The organism is Nocardia jiangsuensis (genome assembly GCF_042650385.1).
In the GTDB taxonomy this organism is placed as follows: Bacteria; Actinomycetota; Actinomycetes; order Mycobacteriales; family Mycobacteriaceae; genus Nocardia; species Nocardia jiangsuensis.
Window position 1 is genome coordinate 594,896 of record NZ_JBHSAX010000017.1, and the last position, 17,899, is coordinate 612,794.

At 72.5% G+C, this 17,899-nt stretch carries 17 protein-coding genes; 9 read left to right on the forward strand and 8 right to left on the reverse strand.

Going from position 1 to position 17,899, the window contains the following annotated elements; translation table 11 throughout:
• Window positions 1-1,566, forward strand: a 1,566-nt coding sequence (groL, locus tag ACFO0B_RS21805; RefSeq protein ID WP_378614383.1) for a chaperonin GroEL, incomplete at its 5' end; no start/stop codon positions are given.
• Between the two features lie 151 nt (window positions 1,567-1,717).
• On the opposite strand, the gene ACFO0B_RS21810 is transcribed toward groL, so the two are convergent.
• The 3 genes from ACFO0B_RS21810 to ACFO0B_RS21820 all read right to left on the reverse strand — a co-directional run bounded on the left by ACFO0B_RS21810 (window position 1,718) and on the right by ACFO0B_RS21820 (window position 3,149).
• Window positions 1,718-1,957: a hypothetical protein gene (locus tag ACFO0B_RS21810; protein WP_378614384.1), complete on the reverse strand. Its 240-nt coding sequence runs from the start codon at window positions 1,955-1,957 to the stop codon at window positions 1,718-1,720.
• Between the two features lies 1 nt (window position 1,958).
• Complete coding sequence (locus ACFO0B_RS21815; RefSeq protein ID WP_281202002.1) at window positions 1,959-2,597, reverse strand: sigma-70 family RNA polymerase sigma factor; 639 nt, start codon at window positions 2,595-2,597, stop codon at window positions 1,959-1,961.
• A gap of 258 nt (window positions 2,598-2,855) precedes the next feature.
• On the reverse strand, window positions 2,856-3,149 hold the full coding sequence (locus ACFO0B_RS21820; protein ID WP_378614385.1) for a WhiB family transcriptional regulator: 294 nt from the start codon (window positions 3,147-3,149) through the stop codon (window positions 2,856-2,858).
• Between the two features lie 596 nt (window positions 3,150-3,745).
• On the opposite strand from ACFO0B_RS21820, the gene ACFO0B_RS21825 reads away from it, so the two are divergent.
• From ACFO0B_RS21825 to ACFO0B_RS21835, 3 genes are all read left to right on the forward strand, one after another.
• Window positions 3,746-4,675 carry a hypothetical protein gene (locus ACFO0B_RS21825; protein WP_378614386.1) on the forward strand — a complete coding sequence of 310 codons (930 nt, stop codon included), beginning with the start codon at window positions 3,746-3,748 and terminating at the stop codon, window positions 4,673-4,675.
• Between the two features lie 200 nt (window positions 4,676-4,875).
• Window positions 4,876-5,454, forward strand: coding sequence for a sigma-70 family RNA polymerase sigma factor (locus tag ACFO0B_RS21830; protein ID WP_378614387.1), 579 nt, complete (start codon window positions 4,876-4,878; stop codon window positions 5,452-5,454).
• On the forward strand, window positions 5,447-6,523 hold the full coding sequence (locus tag ACFO0B_RS21835; protein ID WP_378614388.1) for an anti-sigma-D factor RsdA: 1,077 nt from the start codon (window positions 5,447-5,449) through the stop codon (window positions 6,521-6,523). Before ACFO0B_RS21830 ends, ACFO0B_RS21835 begins: the two co-directional genes overlap by 8 nt.
• 131 nt (window positions 6,524-6,654) lie before the next feature.
• Here the strand turns inward: ACFO0B_RS21835 and ACFO0B_RS21840 are convergent, their stop codons facing one another.
• Window positions 6,655-7,068, reverse strand: a complete 414-nt coding sequence (locus ACFO0B_RS21840; protein WP_011207424.1) for a DUF5319 domain-containing protein — start codon at window positions 7,066-7,068, stop codon at window positions 6,655-6,657.
• Between the two features lie 276 nt (window positions 7,069-7,344).
• Between ACFO0B_RS21840 and guaB the strand changes: the two genes are divergently transcribed.
• The gene (guaB, locus tag ACFO0B_RS21845) at window positions 7,345-8,889 is read left to right on the forward strand and encodes an IMP dehydrogenase (RefSeq protein WP_378614389.1); all 1,545 of its coding nucleotides are present in this window, start codon (window positions 7,345-7,347) and stop codon (window positions 8,887-8,889) included.
• 252 nt (window positions 8,890-9,141) lie between these two features.
• Complete coding sequence (locus ACFO0B_RS21850) at window positions 9,142-10,302, forward strand: GuaB3 family IMP dehydrogenase-related protein (RefSeq protein WP_378614390.1); 1,161 nt, start codon at window positions 9,142-9,144, stop codon at window positions 10,300-10,302.
• Here the strand turns inward: ACFO0B_RS21850 and ACFO0B_RS21855 are convergent.
• Window positions 10,251-11,084 (reverse strand): alpha/beta fold hydrolase, encoded by an 834-nt coding sequence (locus tag ACFO0B_RS21855; RefSeq protein ID WP_378614391.1) that lies wholly within the window; start codon window positions 11,082-11,084, stop codon window positions 10,251-10,253. The genes ACFO0B_RS21850 and ACFO0B_RS21855 overlap by 52 nt on opposite strands.
• A gap of 66 nt (window positions 11,085-11,150) precedes the next feature.
• Here ACFO0B_RS21855 and guaA point away from each other — a divergent pair, with 66 nt between their 5' ends.
• Entirely contained in the window at window positions 11,151-12,722 is a 1,572-nt protein-coding gene (gene guaA / locus ACFO0B_RS21860; protein WP_378614392.1) for a glutamine-hydrolyzing GMP synthase, read from the forward strand.
• Between the two features lie 50 nt (window positions 12,723-12,772).
• Here guaA and ACFO0B_RS21865 read toward each other — a convergent pair whose 3' ends face one another.
• Both ACFO0B_RS21865 and ACFO0B_RS21870 read right to left on the reverse strand, forming a co-directional pair.
• Window positions 12,773-12,991: a hypothetical protein gene (locus ACFO0B_RS21865; protein ID WP_378614393.1), complete on the reverse strand. Its 219-nt coding sequence runs from the start codon at window positions 12,989-12,991 to the stop codon at window positions 12,773-12,775.
• Window positions 12,984-14,579 (reverse strand): PspC domain-containing protein, encoded by a 1,596-nt coding sequence (locus tag ACFO0B_RS21870; RefSeq protein ID WP_378614394.1) that lies wholly within the window; start codon window positions 14,577-14,579, stop codon window positions 12,984-12,986. Before ACFO0B_RS21870 ends, ACFO0B_RS21865 begins: the two co-directional genes overlap by 8 nt.
• Window positions 14,580-14,704: 125 nt before the next feature.
• Here ACFO0B_RS21870 and ACFO0B_RS21875 point away from each other — a divergent pair, with 125 nt between their 5' ends.
• Entirely contained in the window at window positions 14,705-15,976 is a 1,272-nt protein-coding gene (locus tag ACFO0B_RS21875; protein WP_378614395.1) for an ATP-binding protein, read from the forward strand.
• A 49-nt stretch (window positions 15,977-16,025) separates the two neighbouring features.
• Window positions 16,026-16,661 (forward strand): response regulator, encoded by a 636-nt coding sequence (locus tag ACFO0B_RS21880; RefSeq protein ID WP_233021152.1) that lies wholly within the window; start codon window positions 16,026-16,028, stop codon window positions 16,659-16,661.
• Between the two features lie 3 nt (window positions 16,662-16,664).
• Here ACFO0B_RS21880 and ACFO0B_RS21885 read toward each other — a convergent pair whose 3' ends face one another.
• Window positions 16,665-17,813 (reverse strand): serine/threonine-protein kinase, encoded by a 1,149-nt coding sequence (locus ACFO0B_RS21885; RefSeq protein ID WP_378614396.1) that lies wholly within the window; start codon window positions 17,811-17,813, stop codon window positions 16,665-16,667.
• Window positions 17,814-17,899 lie beyond the last annotated feature (86 nt).

Below are 17,899 nucleotides of genomic sequence, written 5' to 3' on the forward strand. Positions count from 1 at the left end.
CTGGAACGCGGTGTCGACAAGCTCGCCGACGCCGTGAAGGTCACCCTCGGCCCGCGGGGCAGGCACGTCGTGCTCGCCAAGGCGTTCGGCGGCCCGACCGTGACCAACGACGGCGTCACGATCGCGCGCGACATCGAGCTCGAGGACCCGTTCGAGAACCTGGGCGCGCAGCTGGTGAAGAGCGTCGCGACCAAGACCAACGACGTCGCGGGCGACGGCACCACCACCGCCACCGTGCTGGCCCAGGCCCTGATCAGGGGCGGGCTCAAGAACATCGCCGCGGGTGCCAACCCGATCGCCGTCGGCGCGGGCATCGCCAAGGCGGCCGACGCCGTCTCCGAGGCGCTGCTGAAGCTGGCCACCCCGGTCTCCGGCGAGGAGGCCATCGCCCAGGTCGCCACGGTCTCCTCGCGCGACCCGGAGATCGGCGCGATGGTCGGCAAGGCGCTGACCACCGTCGGCAAGGACGGCGTCGTCACCGTCGAGGAGGCGTCGACGCTGCTGACCGAGCTGATCGTCACCGAGGGCGTGCAGTTCGACAAGGGCTACCTCTCGCCCTACTTCGTCACCGACACCGACGCGCAGCAGGCCGTCCTGGAGGACGCCTACATCCTGCTGCACCGCGAGAAGATCAGCTCGCTGCCCGACCTGCTCCCGCTGCTGGAGAAGATCGCGGAGAGCGGCAAGGCCGTCCTGATCATCGCCGAGGACATCGAGGGCGAGGCGCTCTCCACCCTGGTGGTGAACAGCATCCGCAAGACGATCAAGGCCGTCGCGGTCAAGGCGCCGTTCTTCGGCGACCGGCGCAAGGCGTTCCTGGACGACCTGGCCGTCGTCACCGCGGGCACCGTGGTGAACCCGGACATCGGCATCGGGCTGCGCGAGGCCGGGCTCGACGTGCTCGGCGTCGCCCGCCGCATCGTGGTCGGCAAGGACGAGACCACCATCATCGACGGTGCGGGCACCGCCGACGACATCGCCGCCCGCAGCGCCCAGCTGCGCCGGGAGATCGAGGCGACCGAGTCCGACTGGGATCGGGAGAAGCTCGAGGAGCGCCTGGCCAAGCTGGCAGGCGGCGTCGCGGTGATCCGGGTCGGCGCGGCCACCGAGACCGCGCTCAAGGAGCGCAAGTACCGGGTGGACGACGCGGTCGCGGCGGCCAAGGCCGCTGTCGCCGAGGGCATCGTGCCCGGCGGCGGCACCGCGCTGGTGCAGGCCGGGGCCTCGCTCGAGGCGCTGCGCGATTCGCTCTCCGGCGATCAGGCGGTCGGCGTCGAGGTGGTCAGGCAGGCGCTGCGCGCGCCGCTGTACTGGATCGCCACCAATGCCGGGCTGGACGGCGCGGTCGTGGTCAGCAAGATCATCGAGGGCGAGCTGGGCTTCAACGCGGCCACCCTGACCTACGGTGACCTGCTCGCCGAGGGCGTCGTCGACCCGGTCCGGGTCACCCGCTCCGCGGTGGTCAACGCTGCCTCGGTCGCGCGCATGGTGCTCACCACCGAGAGCGCGATCGTCGAGAAGCCCGCCGAGGCCGAGGATCACTCGCACCACGGGCACAGTCACTGAGTGTCACGTCGTGAACAGCGCCCCCGGACCGTGTGGTCCGGGGGCGCTGTTCGTCGTGGCGACGGTGATCGCGCCGTCCGGCGCGCGGGTTCGCGCTCCGCGCGGTCGGGCCCCGGTGCCGGTAGCGGCGGGCAGATCGGGCGCTGTGGCGTCAGGAGGCGGTGTCGCGCTCGGGGGCGATGGCGTCGAGGAGGCGGGCGCGGAGCGCGGGTGGCGGGGCCGCGGCGGTGACCTCGGAGAGCGCCGCGAGCGCCGCTCGGGAGCGTCTCACCTCGGTGCGGAACTTCTCGCGGGCCGCGGTGCCGAGCACCACGAGCATCGCTGCGTGGTCTTCGTCGTCGATCGAGCCGAGCGCGACGGTGTGCGCGAGGTCGAGACCCGGCTCGTCCATCTCACGGCACCCCCAAACTTCTCTTCAGGCGAGTGAGCCCGTCCCGTATCCGGGACTTGACCGTCGGCAAGCCTACGCCGAGATGGCGAGCCACCTCCGCGTAGGTGCGGCCGCCGTAGTAGGCGAGCGAGATCGCCTCGCGCTGCGTCTCGGTCAGCGTGGCGAGCCCGGCGACCACGGCCTGCTGCTCCAGCCTGCGTTCCACCTCCTCGGTCACCTCGTCGAAGTCGTACCCGAGTACCCGGCTGCCGTAGGTGTTCTCGCGCTGGCTGTGCGCCTGCTCCGCGCGCACCCGATCGACCGCGCGCCGGTGTGCCAGGGTCATCAGCCAGGTCAGCGCCGAGCCCTTGGCCGGGTCGAAGCCCGAGGCGGTGCGCCAGATCTGGAGGTAGACCTCTTGGGTCGTCTCCTCGGCGTAGCCTGCGTCCTGCAGCACCCGGAGCACCAGCCCGAAGACCCGCGCGCTCGTCCGGTCGTAGAGCTCGGCGAACGCCTCCTGGTCGGCGCGGCCGCAGCCGCGTAGCAGCTGCGCGAGCTCGAGATTCTCCGCCGCGCGCGCCGTCGTAGCAGTGCCCGTTCCCGGTGGGCAGGCTGCTCTCCGGAACGCATCGCCCCCTGCGGCCGAAGGCCGCGTCGTCACAACGCTCCATTCTGAGTCATCGCGGACTACGGTAGCGCGCGACTCCCAGAGCCGGGGCAGGACACGGCAAACCATCGGCCAACCGGCAGCGGGGCGGAAAAGTTCCGCTCCGGCACCGTGGCTACCAGCCATCGGCCGGTGCGGCCGGAAAACTTCCGATCACCGGCGCCGGAAACCCGCAGCACCGAGCGACCGTTTGGCTTACAGGCATTCGGCGCCGCTGCACCCGGTGGATGGGAGCGGTGGGCGGAACGGCTCTCAGACCGTCATCCGGCGCCGGTTGCGCCTGGCGTGCAGCTCCCGCTCGGTCTCGGACATTCCGCCCCAGATGCCGTACGGCTCGCTCACTTTGAGCGCGTGCGCGCGGCACTGGATGAGGACCGGGCAGGTTCGGCAGATCTCCTTGGCGCGCATCTCCCGCGCGGTGCGGGCGCGGCCGCGTTCTCCGTCGGGGTGGAAGAACACCGCCGAATCCACGCCGCGGCAGGAGCCGCGCATCTGCCAATCCCAGACGTCGGCGTTCGGTCCGGGGAGGTGGGTGGGCATGGGCATGGTGAACTCCTCGTGGTGCGAGCTCGTCGGCGTTGTCGAGCCGGTTCTACTGCGAACAGGTGTCAACCACGGCGTCGCCGGAACTCGCTGACGCGAGGTCGCTGTAATTTCGCGCGGCGCCGACCGTGGCGATGAGTTACGTTAGGACCCGGGTCGAAATTCCGTCAATAGTTCGGCGCAGGGGTTCCTCGAACAGGCGGAGAACAGATTTAACCTTCGCACTGTTTACAAGTGCGGCCCGTCCGGCGATACTGATCGGTTGACCAAACTGAGGTCGCTCATCGCCGTTCGGTGCATTCCTTGAAAAGCCCTGGTAGAAGCATTTTTGCCGATGATCGAGCGGTTTTTGCGCGTGCCCCGGGGCTGGGGCGGCGGCCCGGCGCGGCGTCGTGGTCGCCCGCCGACAGCGCCGGAGATGGCGAAAACGGGGCGCGCGGGTTAATAGCGGGAAACGTGCGTGAATTCGAAAGTCCACGCGATCGCCTTTGACCGGACGAGATTTACCTGATGGAAACATCGTTCACCGTGGAAAATGCTGAGAGATTGCCGCGCAGGTGAGAGTGGTTCGCTGGGGTCGCTCGGATACAGTGCCTCCGGTGGTAAGCCTCCCGCACTCGGTTCTCGCCGCCGCCGCCTTCGGCCCCGCGCCCGGCGCCGCCCGGCTACCGCCCGCGCGCACCCCGCTCGACCGCTGGCACCGCGCCGTCGCGCTCGGCGGCGCGGGCCGCTACGCCGCCGCCCGCGCCGAGCTCGCGGCGTTCAGCCGCCCCGGCACCGCCCCCGTGCTCCGCTCGCTCGCGCTCAGCACGACGGCCTCGCTCATCCGCCAGTCCGGCAGGCACGCCGCCGCCGCCGATCCCGACGGCCGAGCCGCCCACCTCGTCGCTGGTATCGGCCCGCGCGCGGGCCGCGCCGGCCCGTCGGCCGGCCGCCGCTCAGGTGCCGCCACCGCCGGCGAACCGGCGCGGCCGGAGGCCGACCCCGGTGCCCCCACCGCCGGCGGGCCGGACGCCGATCCCTGGTTCGGCGCCCCGGACGCCGTCGACGCCTGGTGCGACGCGCTCACCGGCCTCGCCGCCGACGCACTCGGCAGCGCCCGCCCCGCCCTCGCCTTCCGCCTCCTCGCCCGCGTGCGGGAGCCGGCGCGCACCCGCCCGCGCGCCGCGGTCCGGCTGCACTGGGTGACCGCGGAGACCGCGCTCTCGGTCGGCGACCCCGGCACCGCGCTCGAGCACGCCGCCGCGGCCGTGGAACTGGGGGCGCAAGCCCCCTCGACCCGGCACCGGGTGAAATCCGCCCTGCTGCTCGCCGCCGCCACCGCCGCGTCCGGCGACGCCGCGGGCGCCGCGGCGCTGGCCGAGCCGGTCGCGCGCGATTGCGCCGCGCACGATCTGCTCCCGCTGCGCTGGGCCACCGCCATGCTGCGGGCCGGGCTCGGGGTGGCCGCCGCGGCCGCGGAGGCGGCCGAATGCGCGGCCCTGCTGCGGGCAAGGGGGGGTGACTTCTCGGGTCCGGCCGGCTCCTGAACCGGATTCGATCTTCGGCCCGACCACGGCGTCAGCGCCCGCGCGGCGAAATACTCTCCCGGGGGCGGGATCCGCGGACCGCACCGGGTGCGCGTGTGGCATCTGTTGTGTCGCTATTGTTGGAGCCGTTCCGTCCGATCGGGCGGAAGCATCGGTTGTCACCGCCGGTGCCACTTGTAACGCCAGGAATCTCTCTGACGATGACGCACTCGGGCGAAGAGTTGGACCTCGCCGTCGCTGCCGCTGCGCAGGGCGACAGATCCGCTTTAGCTCAGGTACTCGCACTGGTCCGACCACTGGTGGTTCGTTACTGCCGGGCGCGGATCGGCGCCGCGGAGCGCGGCCAGCTCTCCGCCGACGACGTCGCGCAGGAGGTCTGCTTGGCCGTGATGACGGCGCTGCCCCGGTATCAGGACCAGGGCAGACCCTTCATGGCCTTCGTATACGGAATCGCTTCGCACAAGGTCGCCGACGCCCATCGGAACGCCGCCCGTAACAAGGCGGAGGCGATGGCCGAAGTACCAGATGTCATATCCACCGACCAGGGACCGGAGCAACGGGCTCTCGATTCCGAGACGAGCCGGCAGATGAACCGTCTGCTCGCGACTCTTCCGGAGAAGCATCGGGAGATTCTGATCCTCCGTCTGGTCATGGGTCTGTCAGCGGAAGAAACCGCGGTCGCCGTGGGCAGTACGGCGGGCGCGATACGGGTTGCCCAGCACAGGGCACTCGCGAAACTGAAGTCACAAGTGGCGAGGGCAGGTGAAATGTATGGCTAGGGATGGCGAGCGCGGCGATCGCACAGCGTGGCTCGGCGCGCGGAACAGCGGTCCCTATGCCGGGGGGACCGGTGACTCCGGTCCCGTCGATATCGCCGCGGTACGCCGCGACGACGCGCTCATCGACGCCATCGCCAGCGATGGACCGGTGCAGACCGACAGCCCGGAGGAGTTCCAGCTCGCGGCCTTGCTCGCGGACTGGCGCGCGGAAGTGGTCGCGCCACCCCTCCCGGCGGCGCCCGATCTCGACGAGATCGTGGCGGCTGTCAATCAGGAGATCGGTGCGAGGAAGGTGCGGGTCGGGCCGCGCGGCGGCAGGCTCCGGCTGGTCCGCCCGCTCATGGGGGCGGCGGCGGCGCTCGCCCTCGTCTTCGGCGGGATGACGGCATTCTCCTACAACGCCGAGCCGGGTGACCCGCTCTGGCGGGTCAAGGAAGTCGTTTTCAGCGAGCAGGCGCAGACCACCGTGGTGGCCCGCGCCGACGACGAGCTGAGCCAGGTGCAGGCGGCGCTCGCACAGGGCGACAACGACCAGGCGCGGGTGCTCCTCGACCGGGTGCGCGCTACCGCGCAGCAGGTCGACGACCCGGCCAAGCAGGACGATCTGATCGAGCGTTGGAACGCATTGGTGGCGGAACTGGGGAAGGTCGCGCCCGAAATCGCCAGCCAGATCACGTCCACCCAGGCCAGGCCGACGGAGCCGAAGCCGTCCGGGCAGGTGCCGACCACGGTGCCGACCGAGCCGGGTACCACCCCGGACCCGTCGGTGCTCGGCACCCAGGAGCCGAGTACCCAGGACCCGGGCACCGTGCTGCCGACCAGGCCGACGGGCCCGACCCAGGAGCCGACGCAGCAGCAGCCGCCGACGCAGCAGCCCACCCAACCGGAACAGCCCACACCCCCGGCACCGACCACGATCGCCTCGCCGACCGTGGTGGTGCCGACAGCCGGGGGCGGTGGCGCCCAGACCCAGCAGCCGGTGCCGACCCAGTCGGCGCCGGCTGTGGACACTGTGCCGCCGGCTCAGGTGCCCGCGGTTCCGGCGGTTCCGGTCACCCCCGGGGGCTGAGTACGACACAGCGAAGAGCCGGCCGTCGGGTGACGGCCGGCTCTTTCGCGTCCGCGCTCGGCGGGCTGTGTGCGTGCGCCCGCCTGGATCCGGCGCGCCCGGTGACCGCGCGCCGCAGGGTGTTCTTCGCCTCAGCTGTCGAAGCCGTCGAATCCGTCGCCGTGGAAGGCCTCGTTCATCGAGGCGTCCGCGTAGCCCCGGCAGTAATCCCAGGTGACGTAGGCCTCCGGGGTCGGGTCGTAGGCGGGCTCGTGCGGGCGGACGGTGCCGTCGACGAGCAGTTGGAGCAGATTCGCGCGGAGCATGTCCCAGTCGTGGTAGTGATCCTGCCTGCAGTCCTCGCAGCTGACCACGAGCCCGCGGATTCCGCGGTGTGCCAGCAGGGCTTCGTAGACAGCGAGGTCGGCGAGATCTTCCTCGACCGCGAGGCGCTCATGGGGATCCAGCGGCTCACCGGGCTCGATGGCGTCGAGCGCGGCGGACGGGTCGGAGGGGTCTCCGGCGAAGGGATCCGGCGGCAAGCCAGGTGGTAGATGGTCACGCACATCCCCACGGTACGCAGAACAGGTGGGTCTGCGCCAGCGGTGCGCCGGGCCAGTTTCCCGGGCGGACCGACTGGAACATCGCGTTCACGCGACCGATACCATAGGCGAAAGGCACAGGCGATGCCCGCGCAGCTCGGCGTATTTACGGAAGCCGTCCGTATCGCGCGCCGAATCCGGGGCCGCCTCCGCCGCCACCGTCCATCCGATTCACACCGCCGCGGCGCCGGTTCCGATCCGGTTCCCGGTGCCTTCGGCGTCCAGAAGGGGTCGATCCGAATGAGTAATCCCGTACCGGGCGAACGACTCGCCGCTCGCCCCCATACGGGTGGTGACGATCCGAACAAGATCGCCATGCTCGGTCTCACGTTCGACGACGTGCTGCTGCTGCCCGCGGCGTCGGACCTGATTCCCAGCTCGGTGGAGACCTCCAGCCAGCTGTCCAGGGAGATCCGGCTGCGCACCCCGCTGGTCAGCTCGGCGATGGACACCGTCACCGAGGCGCGGATGGCGATCGCCATGGCGCGCGCGGGCGGCATGGGCGTGCTGCACCGCAACCTCTCCGGCGCCGACCAGGCCGCCCAGGTGGAGACGGTGAAGCGCTCCGAGGCGGGCATGGTCACCGACCCGGTCACCTGTCGCCCGACCGACACCCTCGCCGAGGTGGACGCCATGTGCGCCCGCTTCCGGATCTCCGGCCTCCCGGTCGTCGACGAGCAGGGCGCGCTGGTCGGCATCATCACCAACCGCGACATGCGGTTCGAGGTGGACCAGAACCGCAGGGTCGCCGATGTCATGACCAAGGCGCCGCTGATCACCGCCCAGGAGGGCGTCACCGCGGAGGCGGCGCTCGGGCTGCTGCGCAGGCACAAGGTGGAGAAGCTGCCGATCGTCGACGGCGGCGGCAGGCTGCGCGGCCTGATCACGGTGAAGGATTTCGTCAAGACCGATCAGTATCCGAACGCCACCAAGGACCGGGACGGCAGGCTGCTGGTCGGCGCCGCGGTCGGCGTCGGCGACGATGCCTGGTCGCGCGCGATGACGCTGGCCGACGCCGGCGTGGACGTGCTGGTGGTCGACACCGCGCACGGCCACCAGGCGCAGGTGCTGCAGATGGTCACCAAGGTGAAGACCGAGGTCGGCGAGCGGATCCAGATCGTCGGCGGCAACGTCGCCACCAGGGCGGGCGCGCAGGCGCTCGTCGACGCGGGCGCGGACGCGGTGAAGGTCGGCGTCGGTCCCGGCTCGATCTGCACCACCCGCGTCGTCGCCGGCGTCGGCGCCCCGCAGATCACCGCGATCCTGGAGGCGGTCTCGGTGTGCCGGCCCGCGGGCGTCCCGGTGATCGCCGACGGCGGCATCCAGTTCTCCGGCGACATCGCCAAGGCCATCGCGGCCGGCGCCTCCACCGTCATGCTCGGCTCGCTGCTCGCAGGCACCGCGGAGTCTCCCGGTGAGCTCATCCTGGTCGGCGGCAAGCAGTTCAAGAGCTACCGCGGCATGGGCTCGCTCGGCGCCATGCAGGGCCGCGGCCAGGCCAAGAGCTTCTCCAAGGACCGCTACTTCCAGGACGACGTCCTCGCCGAGGACAAGCTGGTCCCCGAGGGCATCGAGGGAAGGGTCCCGTTCCGCGGCCCCGTCAACCAGGTGATCCACCAGCTCGTCGGCGGCCTCCGCGCCGCCATGGGCTACACCGGCTCGCAGAACATCGCGCACCTCCAGGACGCCCAGTTCGTCCAGATCACCGCCGCGGGCCTCAAGGAGAGCCACCCCCACGACATCACCATGACCGTCGAGGCCCCCAACTACACCGGCCGCGGCTAAGCTCTACCCCGGCTTGCGCAGAAGCCGGGGTAGAACCATGTCCGCCCCCGGCGCGGCACCCCCGGGGCGGCACCCCCGGGTCAACATCCGGATCCAGCGGCGACGTCACAGACGAGCCCACAACGGTTTGCGGCCCGTCCCGCGTTCGGCGGCCGAAGCAATGCGGCGCAGCCGCGAGTCTCGGCCGCCGAACGCGGGACCCCGAAGGGCCGCAAACCCGCCCGCGCCAGCGGGCAGAAAGGCACAGCACTTATGCGCGACATGGTTGAGATCGGCATGGGGCGTACAGCTCGCCGGACCTACGACCTGGACGACGTCGATATCGTCCCGTCGCGGCGCACCCGCTCCTCCAAGCAGGTCTCGCTGTCCTGGCAGCTGGACGCGTACCGCTTCGACATCCCGGTGGTGGCGCACCCGACCGACGCGCTGGTCTCGCCCGAGTTCGCGATCGAGCTGGGCAGGCTCGGCGGTCTCGGCGTGATCAACGGCGAGGGGCTCTGGGCCAGGCACGCGGACGTGCGGGCGAAGATCGAGCAGCTGACCGACCTGGCCTCCGCCGGCCCGTCCGATCGCGCGGTGGCGCTCCTGCAGGAGCTGCACGCGGCCCCCATGCAGCCGGACCTGCTGGCCGCGGCGGTGGCGCAGGTGCGCGCAGCCGGGGTCACGGTCGCGGTGCGGGTGAGCCCGCAGAACGCCCGCGCCCTGACCCCGGCGCTGGTGCAGGCCGGCGTCGACCTGCTCGTGGTGCACGGCACCATCATCTCGGCCGAGCACGTGAGCGAGGGCGAGCCGCTCAACCTCAAGACCTTCATCGCCGAGCTGGACGTCCCGGTGGTGGCGGGCGGGGTGAGCGATCACCGCACCGCGCTGCACCTGATGCGGACCGGCGCGGCGGGCGTGATCGTCGGCTACGGCTCGTACCCGGGCGCGACGACGACCGGCGAGGTGCTCGGGATCGGGGTGCCCATGGCGACCGCGATCGCGGACGCGGCGGCGGCGCGGCGGGACTACCTGGACGAGACCGGCGGCCGGTACGTGCACGTGATCGCGGACGGCGACGTCTCGACCTCGGGGCAGCTGGCGAAGGCGATCGCCTGTGGCGCGGATGCCGCGGTGCTCGGGGTTCCGCTGGCGCTGGCCGCGGAGGCGCCGGGCCGGGGCTGGTACTGGCCGTCGGCGGCGGCGCACCCCTCGGTGCCGCGCGGCGCGCTGCTCGAGGTGGACGACCCGTGGGACGCGGGCGGCGCCGACCCGGAGCGGGCGCGGCCCGATCTGCACCGGGTGCTCTTCGGCCCGTCGGACGACCCGTTCGGCTCGCTGAACCTGGTCGGTGGGTTGCGCCGGTCGATGGCGAAGGCGGGCTACTCCGATCTCAAGGAGTTCCAGAAGGTCGGGCTGACGGTCCGGGCCTGAGCGGTGTGCGCCCGGAGGAACCGGCCGATGGCGATGTTCACCGGCTCCGGGTGGGTCATGGTGACGGCGAGCCTGGCGCCGTCGATCTCCAGGTAGGTGGCGCCGGGCAGGCCGCGCGCGAGTTCGCGGGACCGGTCCCTGGCGATGCCGCTGTGGGTGGCGTGGATCACCAGGGCGGGGCAGGTGATCTCGTCGAGCCGGTCGGCCACCGAGTCGCGGGCGAGCACGCAGCCGGCGGCGACCTCGATGTCGCGGCGGCCCTGGCCGAGCCAGCGCCTGGTCCAGATGGCGCGGTACCAGTCGTCGTCGCCGATGAGCCAGCGGGCGAGCTGCTGCGCGGCCCGCTCGCGGGAGGTCTCGTCGTACCAGAGGTCGAGGAATCGCAGTGTGGCGGTCGACTGTTCGCGGCTGAGGCCACCTGCCTCGGTGCTGATCAGGATCAGCCCGGCAACCCGCTCCGGGGCGAGCAGCGCGGTGCGCAGCGCGGTGAAGCCGCCCTGCGCGGTGCCGCCGACCACCGCGCGCTCCACCCCGATGTGGTCGAGCACGGTCAGGGCGTCGCGGGCGGCGGTCCAGAAGGTGAAGGGGAGGCGCTGGTCACGCGTGCGGCCGTGGCCGCGCGCGTCCCACGACACGATGCGGAACTCCGGGCTGAGGGCGGCCTGCTGCGCGGCGAACATCGTTCGGTCCATGAAGAATTCGTGCGCCAGCAGAACGACCGGCCCGGTGCCCCCGCTGTCCTCGTAGTGGATGTCGGCGTCTATCGCACGGGCGAACGGCACGCCGATGAGGATAGCCAGCGGCGCGGGGGTGCGCGGGGCGATTCGCGCGCTCACTAAACTGTGCCGGTGGCAGATACCCAGAGCCCTGTTCTCGTCATCGACTTCGGCGCGCAGTACGCCCAGCTGATCGCCCGCCGGGTGCGCGAGGCGCGCGTCTTCTCCGAGGTGGTCCCGCACACCATCACGGTGGCGGAGATCGCCGAGCGGAAGCCGGCGGCTGTGATCCTGTCCGGCGGCCCGGCCAGCGTGTACGCCGACGGCGCGCCGCGGCTGGATGCCGGCCTGTTCGATCTCGACGTCCCGGTGTTCGGCATCTGCTACGGGTTCCAGGCGATGGCGCAGGCGCTCGGCGGCACCGTCGCGCAGACCGGGACCAGGGAGTACGGCCGCACCGAGCTGAATGTCGACGGCGGCGTGCTGCACGGCGGGCTGCCCGCGGTGCAGCCGGTCTGGATGAGCCACGGCGACGCGGTGACCGGCGCCCCCGACGGCTTCACCGTCACCGGGACGTCGGCGGGCGCGCCGGTCGCGGCCTTCGAGGACCGGGCGCGGCGGCTGGCCGGGGTGCAGTACCACCCCGAGGTGCTGCACTCGCCGCACGGTCAGCAGGTGCTGAGCCGGTTCCTGCACGAGCTGGCCGGGATCCCGGCCGGCTGGACCCCGGCCAATATCGCGGAGTCGCTGATCGGTGCGGTGCGCGAGCAGATCGGCGACGGCCACGCCATCTGCGGCCTCTCCGGCGGGGTGGACAGCGCGGTGGCGGCGGCGCTGGTGCAGCGCGCGATCGGGAACCGGCTGACCTGTGTCTTCGTCGACCACGGGCTGCTGCGGGCCGGTGAGCGCGAGCAGGTCCAGCAGGATTTCGTCGCCTCGACCGGCGCGAAGCTGGTGACGGTCGACGCGGTGGACAAGTTCCTCGGCGAGCTGAAGGGCGTCACCGACCCGGAGGAGAAGCGCAAGATCATCGGCCGGGAGTTCATCCGGTCGTTCGAGGACGCGGTCACCGGGATCGTGGCCGAGCAGAGCGAGGGGGGCGGCGCGGGCTCGGTGGAGTTCCTGGTGCAGGGCACGCTCTACCCGGACGTGGTCGAGTCCGGCGGCGGCAGCGGCACCGCGAACATCAAGTCGCACCACAATGTCGGCGGGCTGCCGGACGATCTGGAGTTCGCGCTGGTGGAGCCGTTGCGGCTGCTCTTCAAGGACGAGGTGCGCGCGGTCGGGCGCGAGCTCGGGCTGCCCGAGGAGATCGTCGGGCGCCAGCCCTTCCCCGGGCCGGGGCTCGCCATCCGGATCGTCGGCGAGGTGACCGGCGACCGGCTGGCCACGCTGCGCCAGGCCGACGCCATCGCCCGCGAGGAGCTCACCGCGGCCGGGCTGGACGGGCAGATCTGGCAGTGCCCGGTGGTGCTGCTCGCGGATGTGCGCAGTGTCGGCGTGCAGGGCGACGGCCGCACCTACGGCCACCCCATCGTGCTGCGCCCGGTGACCAGCGAGGACGCCATGACCGCCGACTGGACCCGGCTGCCCTACGAGGTGCTCGAGCGCATCTCCACCCGGATCACCAACGAGGTCGCCGAGGTCAACCGGGTCGTGCTCGACGTGACGAGCAAGCCGCCGGGCACCATCGAGTGGGAGTGACGCCGAACGGGCGCCGCTCCCGGTGGGAGCGGCGCCCGTTCGCGGCGCGGTCAGTCCTTCGTGTTCCGCCCGCGCGGGAGTACCAGCAGGATGCCTGCCACGATGGCGACGCCGACGGCGGTCCAGCCGAGCGGGATGATGTCCACCGCGCTCGGGCCGACGAAGGCCCCGATGCTGATCGCCAGGCCGATCAGCCCGGCCACCAGCATGGACAGCGACGGCCCGCTGCGGCGGCGCTTGCCGCACCCGGTCTCGGCGTGGTCAGCCACGGCGCACCTCCACGTTGCCCGCGACGACATCGATGTTCAGGTCGAGCACCGGCGCGCCGGGGGTGGCCGGGCCGCTGATGCCGGGGACGCAGTTGGACTCGCCCATGGTGGTCGCGCAGGTCATGTTCACCGTCAGGTCGGCGGGGAGCAGCACCTCGGCCTCGCCCAATCTGACCTCCAGCTGGACCGCGCGGTTCTCGGTGAGCGCGAGCTCGCGCAGGTCGAGCGTGGCGTTGCCCATGTTCACCCGGTAGGCGGGTTCGAGCGTGCTCGCCGACGCGGCGGTCCAGACGTGCTCGCCCATGTCGGCCCGGTCGAAGTTCATCGGGCCGATCAGCGAGGCGAGCAGCACGAACCCGGCCAGCGGAACGGCCGCGAGGTACAGCCCGTGGCCACGGCGCAGGAACGCGCCGACCAGCAGGCCGATACTGAGCACCGCCAGCGCGGCGCCGCCGATCATCGCCGGTGTCATCCACGCGGCGCCCGCGGCGGCGACGGAGCCCGCCGCGCCCGCGGCCAGGATGGCGAGGCCGATGGTCACCGGTGTGAGGCGGGAGCGCGGGTGGCGCTCGGGCGGCGCGACCGGTGTCTTTGCCGGGGTGGGCTCGGGGAGGTCCCAGGCGAGGGGGGCGACGCCGAGGGGGTCCCAGGAGGGCGGAACCGGGGTGGGGAAGGGGTGCCGGGCCGCCGGGGTCGGGGATTTGGTGAGGTTCGGGCGTTCGGGGGTCGGAATGCCGGATGAGGCATTCGGGTCGGCCGCGGCGATCGAGGGACCCGCGGTGCCGAGGTCGGCCGCGGCGACCGAGAGACCCGCGGTGCCGGAGCCGGTCGCGGCGGCCGGGGTACCCGCGGTGCCGGACCTGGCCGCGGTGGTCTCGGCCGCGCCGGTGGCCGGGGTTTCGCCGATCCGCTCCGGGTCGGCGGCCGCCTTGGTCAGGTCCGCCCCGTGGCCTTCCGGCTCGGCGTCCGGCTCCGCGCGCAGCGGCGTGGTCGCGGCGGGATCCTGCTCCGGCACGTAGAACTCCGGGAGCTTGGTGTACGGCGAGTACGGCCCCGGGTCGGCGCGGAACATGTCGCCGACCGAGCGCAGCGGCGACCCGGCCGGGACACCGGGGTAGCCGGTGGCGGGGAAGCCGCCGAACGAGGTCACGGGCTGCCCGGGCAGCCCGAGCGGCGGCTCCGGCTGCCGCAGGTGCAGCAGCCACCACCCGCCGAGCATGAGCGCCATGCTGATCAGCCCGGAGCCGCCGAGCCCGACGCCGATCGGGCCCATCGTGCTCACCGCGATGGCGAGCGCGACGATCAGCACCACCGTCTTGGTCTGCGACTGCGACTTGTCCAGCAGCGAGCGCGGGGGCACGCTCGGGTCGCCCGCGTCGTCGAGCATCAGCCAGGCCAGCAGGTAGAGCACGATGCCCGCCCCGCCGAACAGCGTCGACACCACGAACGCGATCCGCACCAGGACCGGGTCGATGTCGTAGCGCCTGCCGAAGCCGGCGGCGACGCCGGCGACCGGGCCCTGGCGCGACATCCGGACCGGCCGGGTCTGCCACAACTGCTGGAGCTGGTCTCCGATGCTCGTCTTCATGCTTTCCATGGTGGCGAGACCTGGGCTTTCGCGCATCGGGGGTAACCCTGAATCGCTACCGGGGGGCGGCGGGTCAGGGTGTTTCCCGATATCCCCCCGGGCGGGGGCGTGCCACCATCGGAGGTATGTCCCCCGCCCCCGCCACACCCGTGCCCGCCTCCCCGCCGCGGTTGGTGCGGCGCACCGGCGGCCGGGTGATCGGCGGCGTCGCGGGCGGGCTCGCGGATCACCTCGGCATCCGGGTCTTCCAGGTGCGGATGGCCTTCGTGCTGCTCTCCGCGCTGGCCGGGGCCGGGATCTTCGGCTACGGCCTGCTCTGGCTCTTCACCCCGGCGGGGGCGGACACCGAGGAGGTCTCCGGCGAGGAGCGGCGGCAGGCGGTCGGGCTGGTGCTGCTCGGCATCGGGCTCGCGGTGGCGGTGTCCTGGGTGTTCAGCGGGCGGATCGCGGGCATCGTCGCACCCATCGTGGTGGTGGCGGTCGGCGCCGCGCTGGTCTGGCGGGAGTACGACGCCGACGGCGGCGGCCCGCGCTCGCTGCTCGGGCTGCCCGCCAAGCCGACGGTGATCACCTGGTCCCGGATCATCGCGGGGGTCACGCTGGTCGTGGTCGGGCTCGGCGTCGTGGTGCTGGCCAGGATCGACCTCGGCTCGCTCGGGCCCGCGCTGCTCGCGGTCGGGGTCACGCTGCTCGGTGCCGGGCTGCTCACCGTCCCGCTCTGGGTGAAGACGGTGCGCGCGCTGAACGCCGAGCGCGCCGCCCGCATCCGGAACGAGGAGCGCGAGGAGATCGCCTCGCACCTGCACGACTCGGTGCTGCAGACGCTCGCGCTCATCCAGCGTCAGGCGGCCGACGCGCAGGAGGTGGTGCGGCTGGCCCGCAGCCAGGAGCGGGAGCTGCGGCGCTGGCTCTTCGAGGACGCGGGGCCCGCGCAGTCCAGCCTGGCCGCCGCGCTGCGCACGATCGCCGGCGAGGTGGAGGACCAGCACGGGGTGAAGGTCACCCCGGTGACCGTCGGCGACGTCAGCATGGATGTCGGCGACACCGGGAGCGGGCTGCCGAGGGAGCACTTCACCGCGCTGCTCGGGGCGGGCCGGGAGGCACTGGTGAACGCGGCCAAGCACGCGGGCGTCCCGGAGATCGACCTCTTCGCCGAGGCCGAGCCGCACCGGGTCAGCGTCTTCGTCCGGGATCGCGGCGTCGGCTTCGACCCGGCCGACATCCCGGCCGACCGGCAGGGGCTCGCGCGCTCGGTGCGCGGCCGGATCGAGCGGCGCGGCGGCACCGTCGAGGTGCGCTCCACCCCCGGCCGCGGCACCGAGGTGCGGATCGTCATGCCGCGCAGCGATTCCGGGGCGGAGGAGGAGGCCGTGCTCAGCCCCGCGGCCCGGCCGTGAGCTCCCACGGGCATGATGGCTCCGTGACGAGGAGGAGTAACCGGTGAGTGTGCGCGTCTTTCTGGTCGACGATCACGCCGTGTTCCGGTCGGGGGTCAGGGCCGAGCTGGGGCGGGAGGCCGACATGGAGGTGATCGGCGAGGCGGGCGGCGTCGCCGACGCGGTCTCCGGCATCAATACCGCCAGGCCCGATGTGGTGCTGCTGGACGTGCACATGCCGGACGGCGGCGGCGTCGCGGTGCTCAACGGCATCGACGACGGCCCGGTCTGCCTCGCGCTCAGCGTCTCGGACGCCGCCGAGGACGTCATCGCGGTGATCAGGGCGGGCGCCCGCGGCTACGTCACCAAGACCATCTCCGGCGCCGAGCTCGCCGACGGCATCCGCCGGGTCGCAGGCGGCGACGCCGTCTTCAGCCCGCGCCTGGCCGGCTTCGTGCTCGACTCCTTCACCGGCCGCTCCCCGGTGCCCGAGCCGCCGCTCGACCCCGAGCTGGACTCGCTCACCCCGCGCGAGCTGGAGGTGCTGCGGCTGCTCGCCCGCGGCTACACCTACCGGGAGATCGCCGAGGCGCTCTTCATCTCGGTGAAGACCGTGGAGACGCATGCCTCCAACGTGCTCCGCAAGACCCAGCAGTCCAACCGCAATGCCCTGACCCGCTGGGCGCACCGCCGCCGGATCGACTGAGGACTACAGCGCGACGATGATGATCGCGATCACCAGCACCAGCCCGATGAGCAGCCCGGCGGCGATCGCGAGCGGCGCGCCGGGGTTGCTGCTGAAGCCGCCGCCGCTGCCGGTACCGCTGCCGAGCCGCTGTTGCTGCTGCGGCGCCGCCTGCGCCCCCGCGTGCTGCCGGTGCGGGCGGGGCAGCGGGGTGGAGTGCGGGCTGCGCTGCCCGGAGGCGGAGTTGCGCGCGGCCCAGGCCGGAATGGTGCCGTCCTCGGTGCGCACCGGTGCGCCGAGGATGTACGGCGCGGTGCCGGGACCGAAAGCGGCGGTGAGGATCTCGTCGCGCGCCTCGGCCATGCTCGGGCGGCGCTGCGGGGCCGGCTCCATCATGTGCAGCAGCGCGGCGGTGAGGACGCCGCTGCGGGTGGGCGGGATGATCTGCGCCATGGCGGCCCGCGCCACGACGGCGTCGCTGTCGTCGTCGAAGCCGAAGGGCGGCTGGCCCTCGATGGCGGTGTAGAGCGTCGCGCCGAGCGAGAAGACGTCGCTGGCGGTGGTCGGCACCGCGCCGCGCGCCACCTCCGGCGGGAGGTAGGACGGGGTGCCGGTGATGATGCCGTCCTGGTGGTCGGCGGGGTCGCCGGCACCGCTGGAGATGCCGAAGTCGCTGAGCTTGGCCTTGCCGACCTCGGGGCCGCGGTCGGCGACCAGGATGTTGCCCGGCTTGATGTCGCGGTGCACGATCCCCGCCGCGTGCGCGGCGGCCAGCGCATCCGCCACCTGGGCGCCGATCTGCGCCACCTCGACCGGCGGCAGCGTCTCCACCAGTGCCAGCGCCCGCGCCACGCTGCGCGAGGGCAGGTGCTCCATCACCAGCCAGGGCTCGCCCGCCTCCAGCACCACGTCGTAGACCGCGATGGCGTGCTCGTGCGAGAGCTTCGCCGCGACCCGGCCCTCGTGCATGATCTGCTCCCGCACCGCCCGCGCCGTCGCCTCGTCCAGCCCGGCCGTCGTGAGCACCTGCTTGATCGCCACGTCCCGATTCAGCAGCCGGTCGAGCGCGAGCCACACGGCGCCCATGCCGCCGCCGCCGATCTTCGACTGGAGCCGGTATCGGCCTGCCACCAGGTAGTCCGGGCCGATGATGGGGCGGGGGCGATCGATCATGGTGTGCAGGGTAGTCGAAAGCCCCGGTAGCCGACCTGATTCGGGGCGGGGGTGAGACGGGCGTCCGGTTCGGCCTGCGGAGCCGA

Bases quoted from the DNA above. Each gene is read 5' to 3' on its own strand.
- guaB (WP_378614389.1), top strand. From the start codon at position 7,345: ATGAGTAATCCCGTACCGGGCGAACGACTCGCCGCTCGCCCCCATACG.
- ACFO0B_RS21870 (WP_378614394.1), bottom strand. From the start codon at position 14,579: ATGAAGACGAGCATCGGAGACCAGCTCCAGCAGTTGTGGCAGACCCGG.
- ACFO0B_RS21830 (WP_378614387.1), top strand. From the start codon at position 4,876: ATGACGCACTCGGGCGAAGAGTTGGACCTCGCCGTCGCTGCCGCTGCG.
- ACFO0B_RS21810 (WP_378614384.1), bottom strand. From the start codon at position 1,957: ATGGACGAGCCGGGTCTCGACCTCGCGCACACCGTCGCGCTCGGCTCG.
- ACFO0B_RS21850 (WP_378614390.1), top strand. From the start codon at position 9,142: ATGCGCGACATGGTTGAGATCGGCATGGGGCGTACAGCTCGCCGGACC.
- ACFO0B_RS21835 (WP_378614388.1), top strand. From the start codon at position 5,447: ATGGCTAGGGATGGCGAGCGCGGCGATCGCACAGCGTGGCTCGGCGCG.
- ACFO0B_RS21885 (WP_378614396.1), bottom strand. From the start codon at position 17,813: ATGATCGATCGCCCCCGCCCCATCATCGGCCCGGACTACCTGGTGGCA.
- ACFO0B_RS21820 (WP_378614385.1), bottom strand. From the start codon at position 3,149: ATGCCCATGCCCACCCACCTCCCCGGACCGAACGCCGACGTCTGGGAT.
- ACFO0B_RS21875 (WP_378614395.1), top strand. From the start codon at position 14,705: ATGTCCCCCGCCCCCGCCACACCCGTGCCCGCCTCCCCGCCGCGGTTG.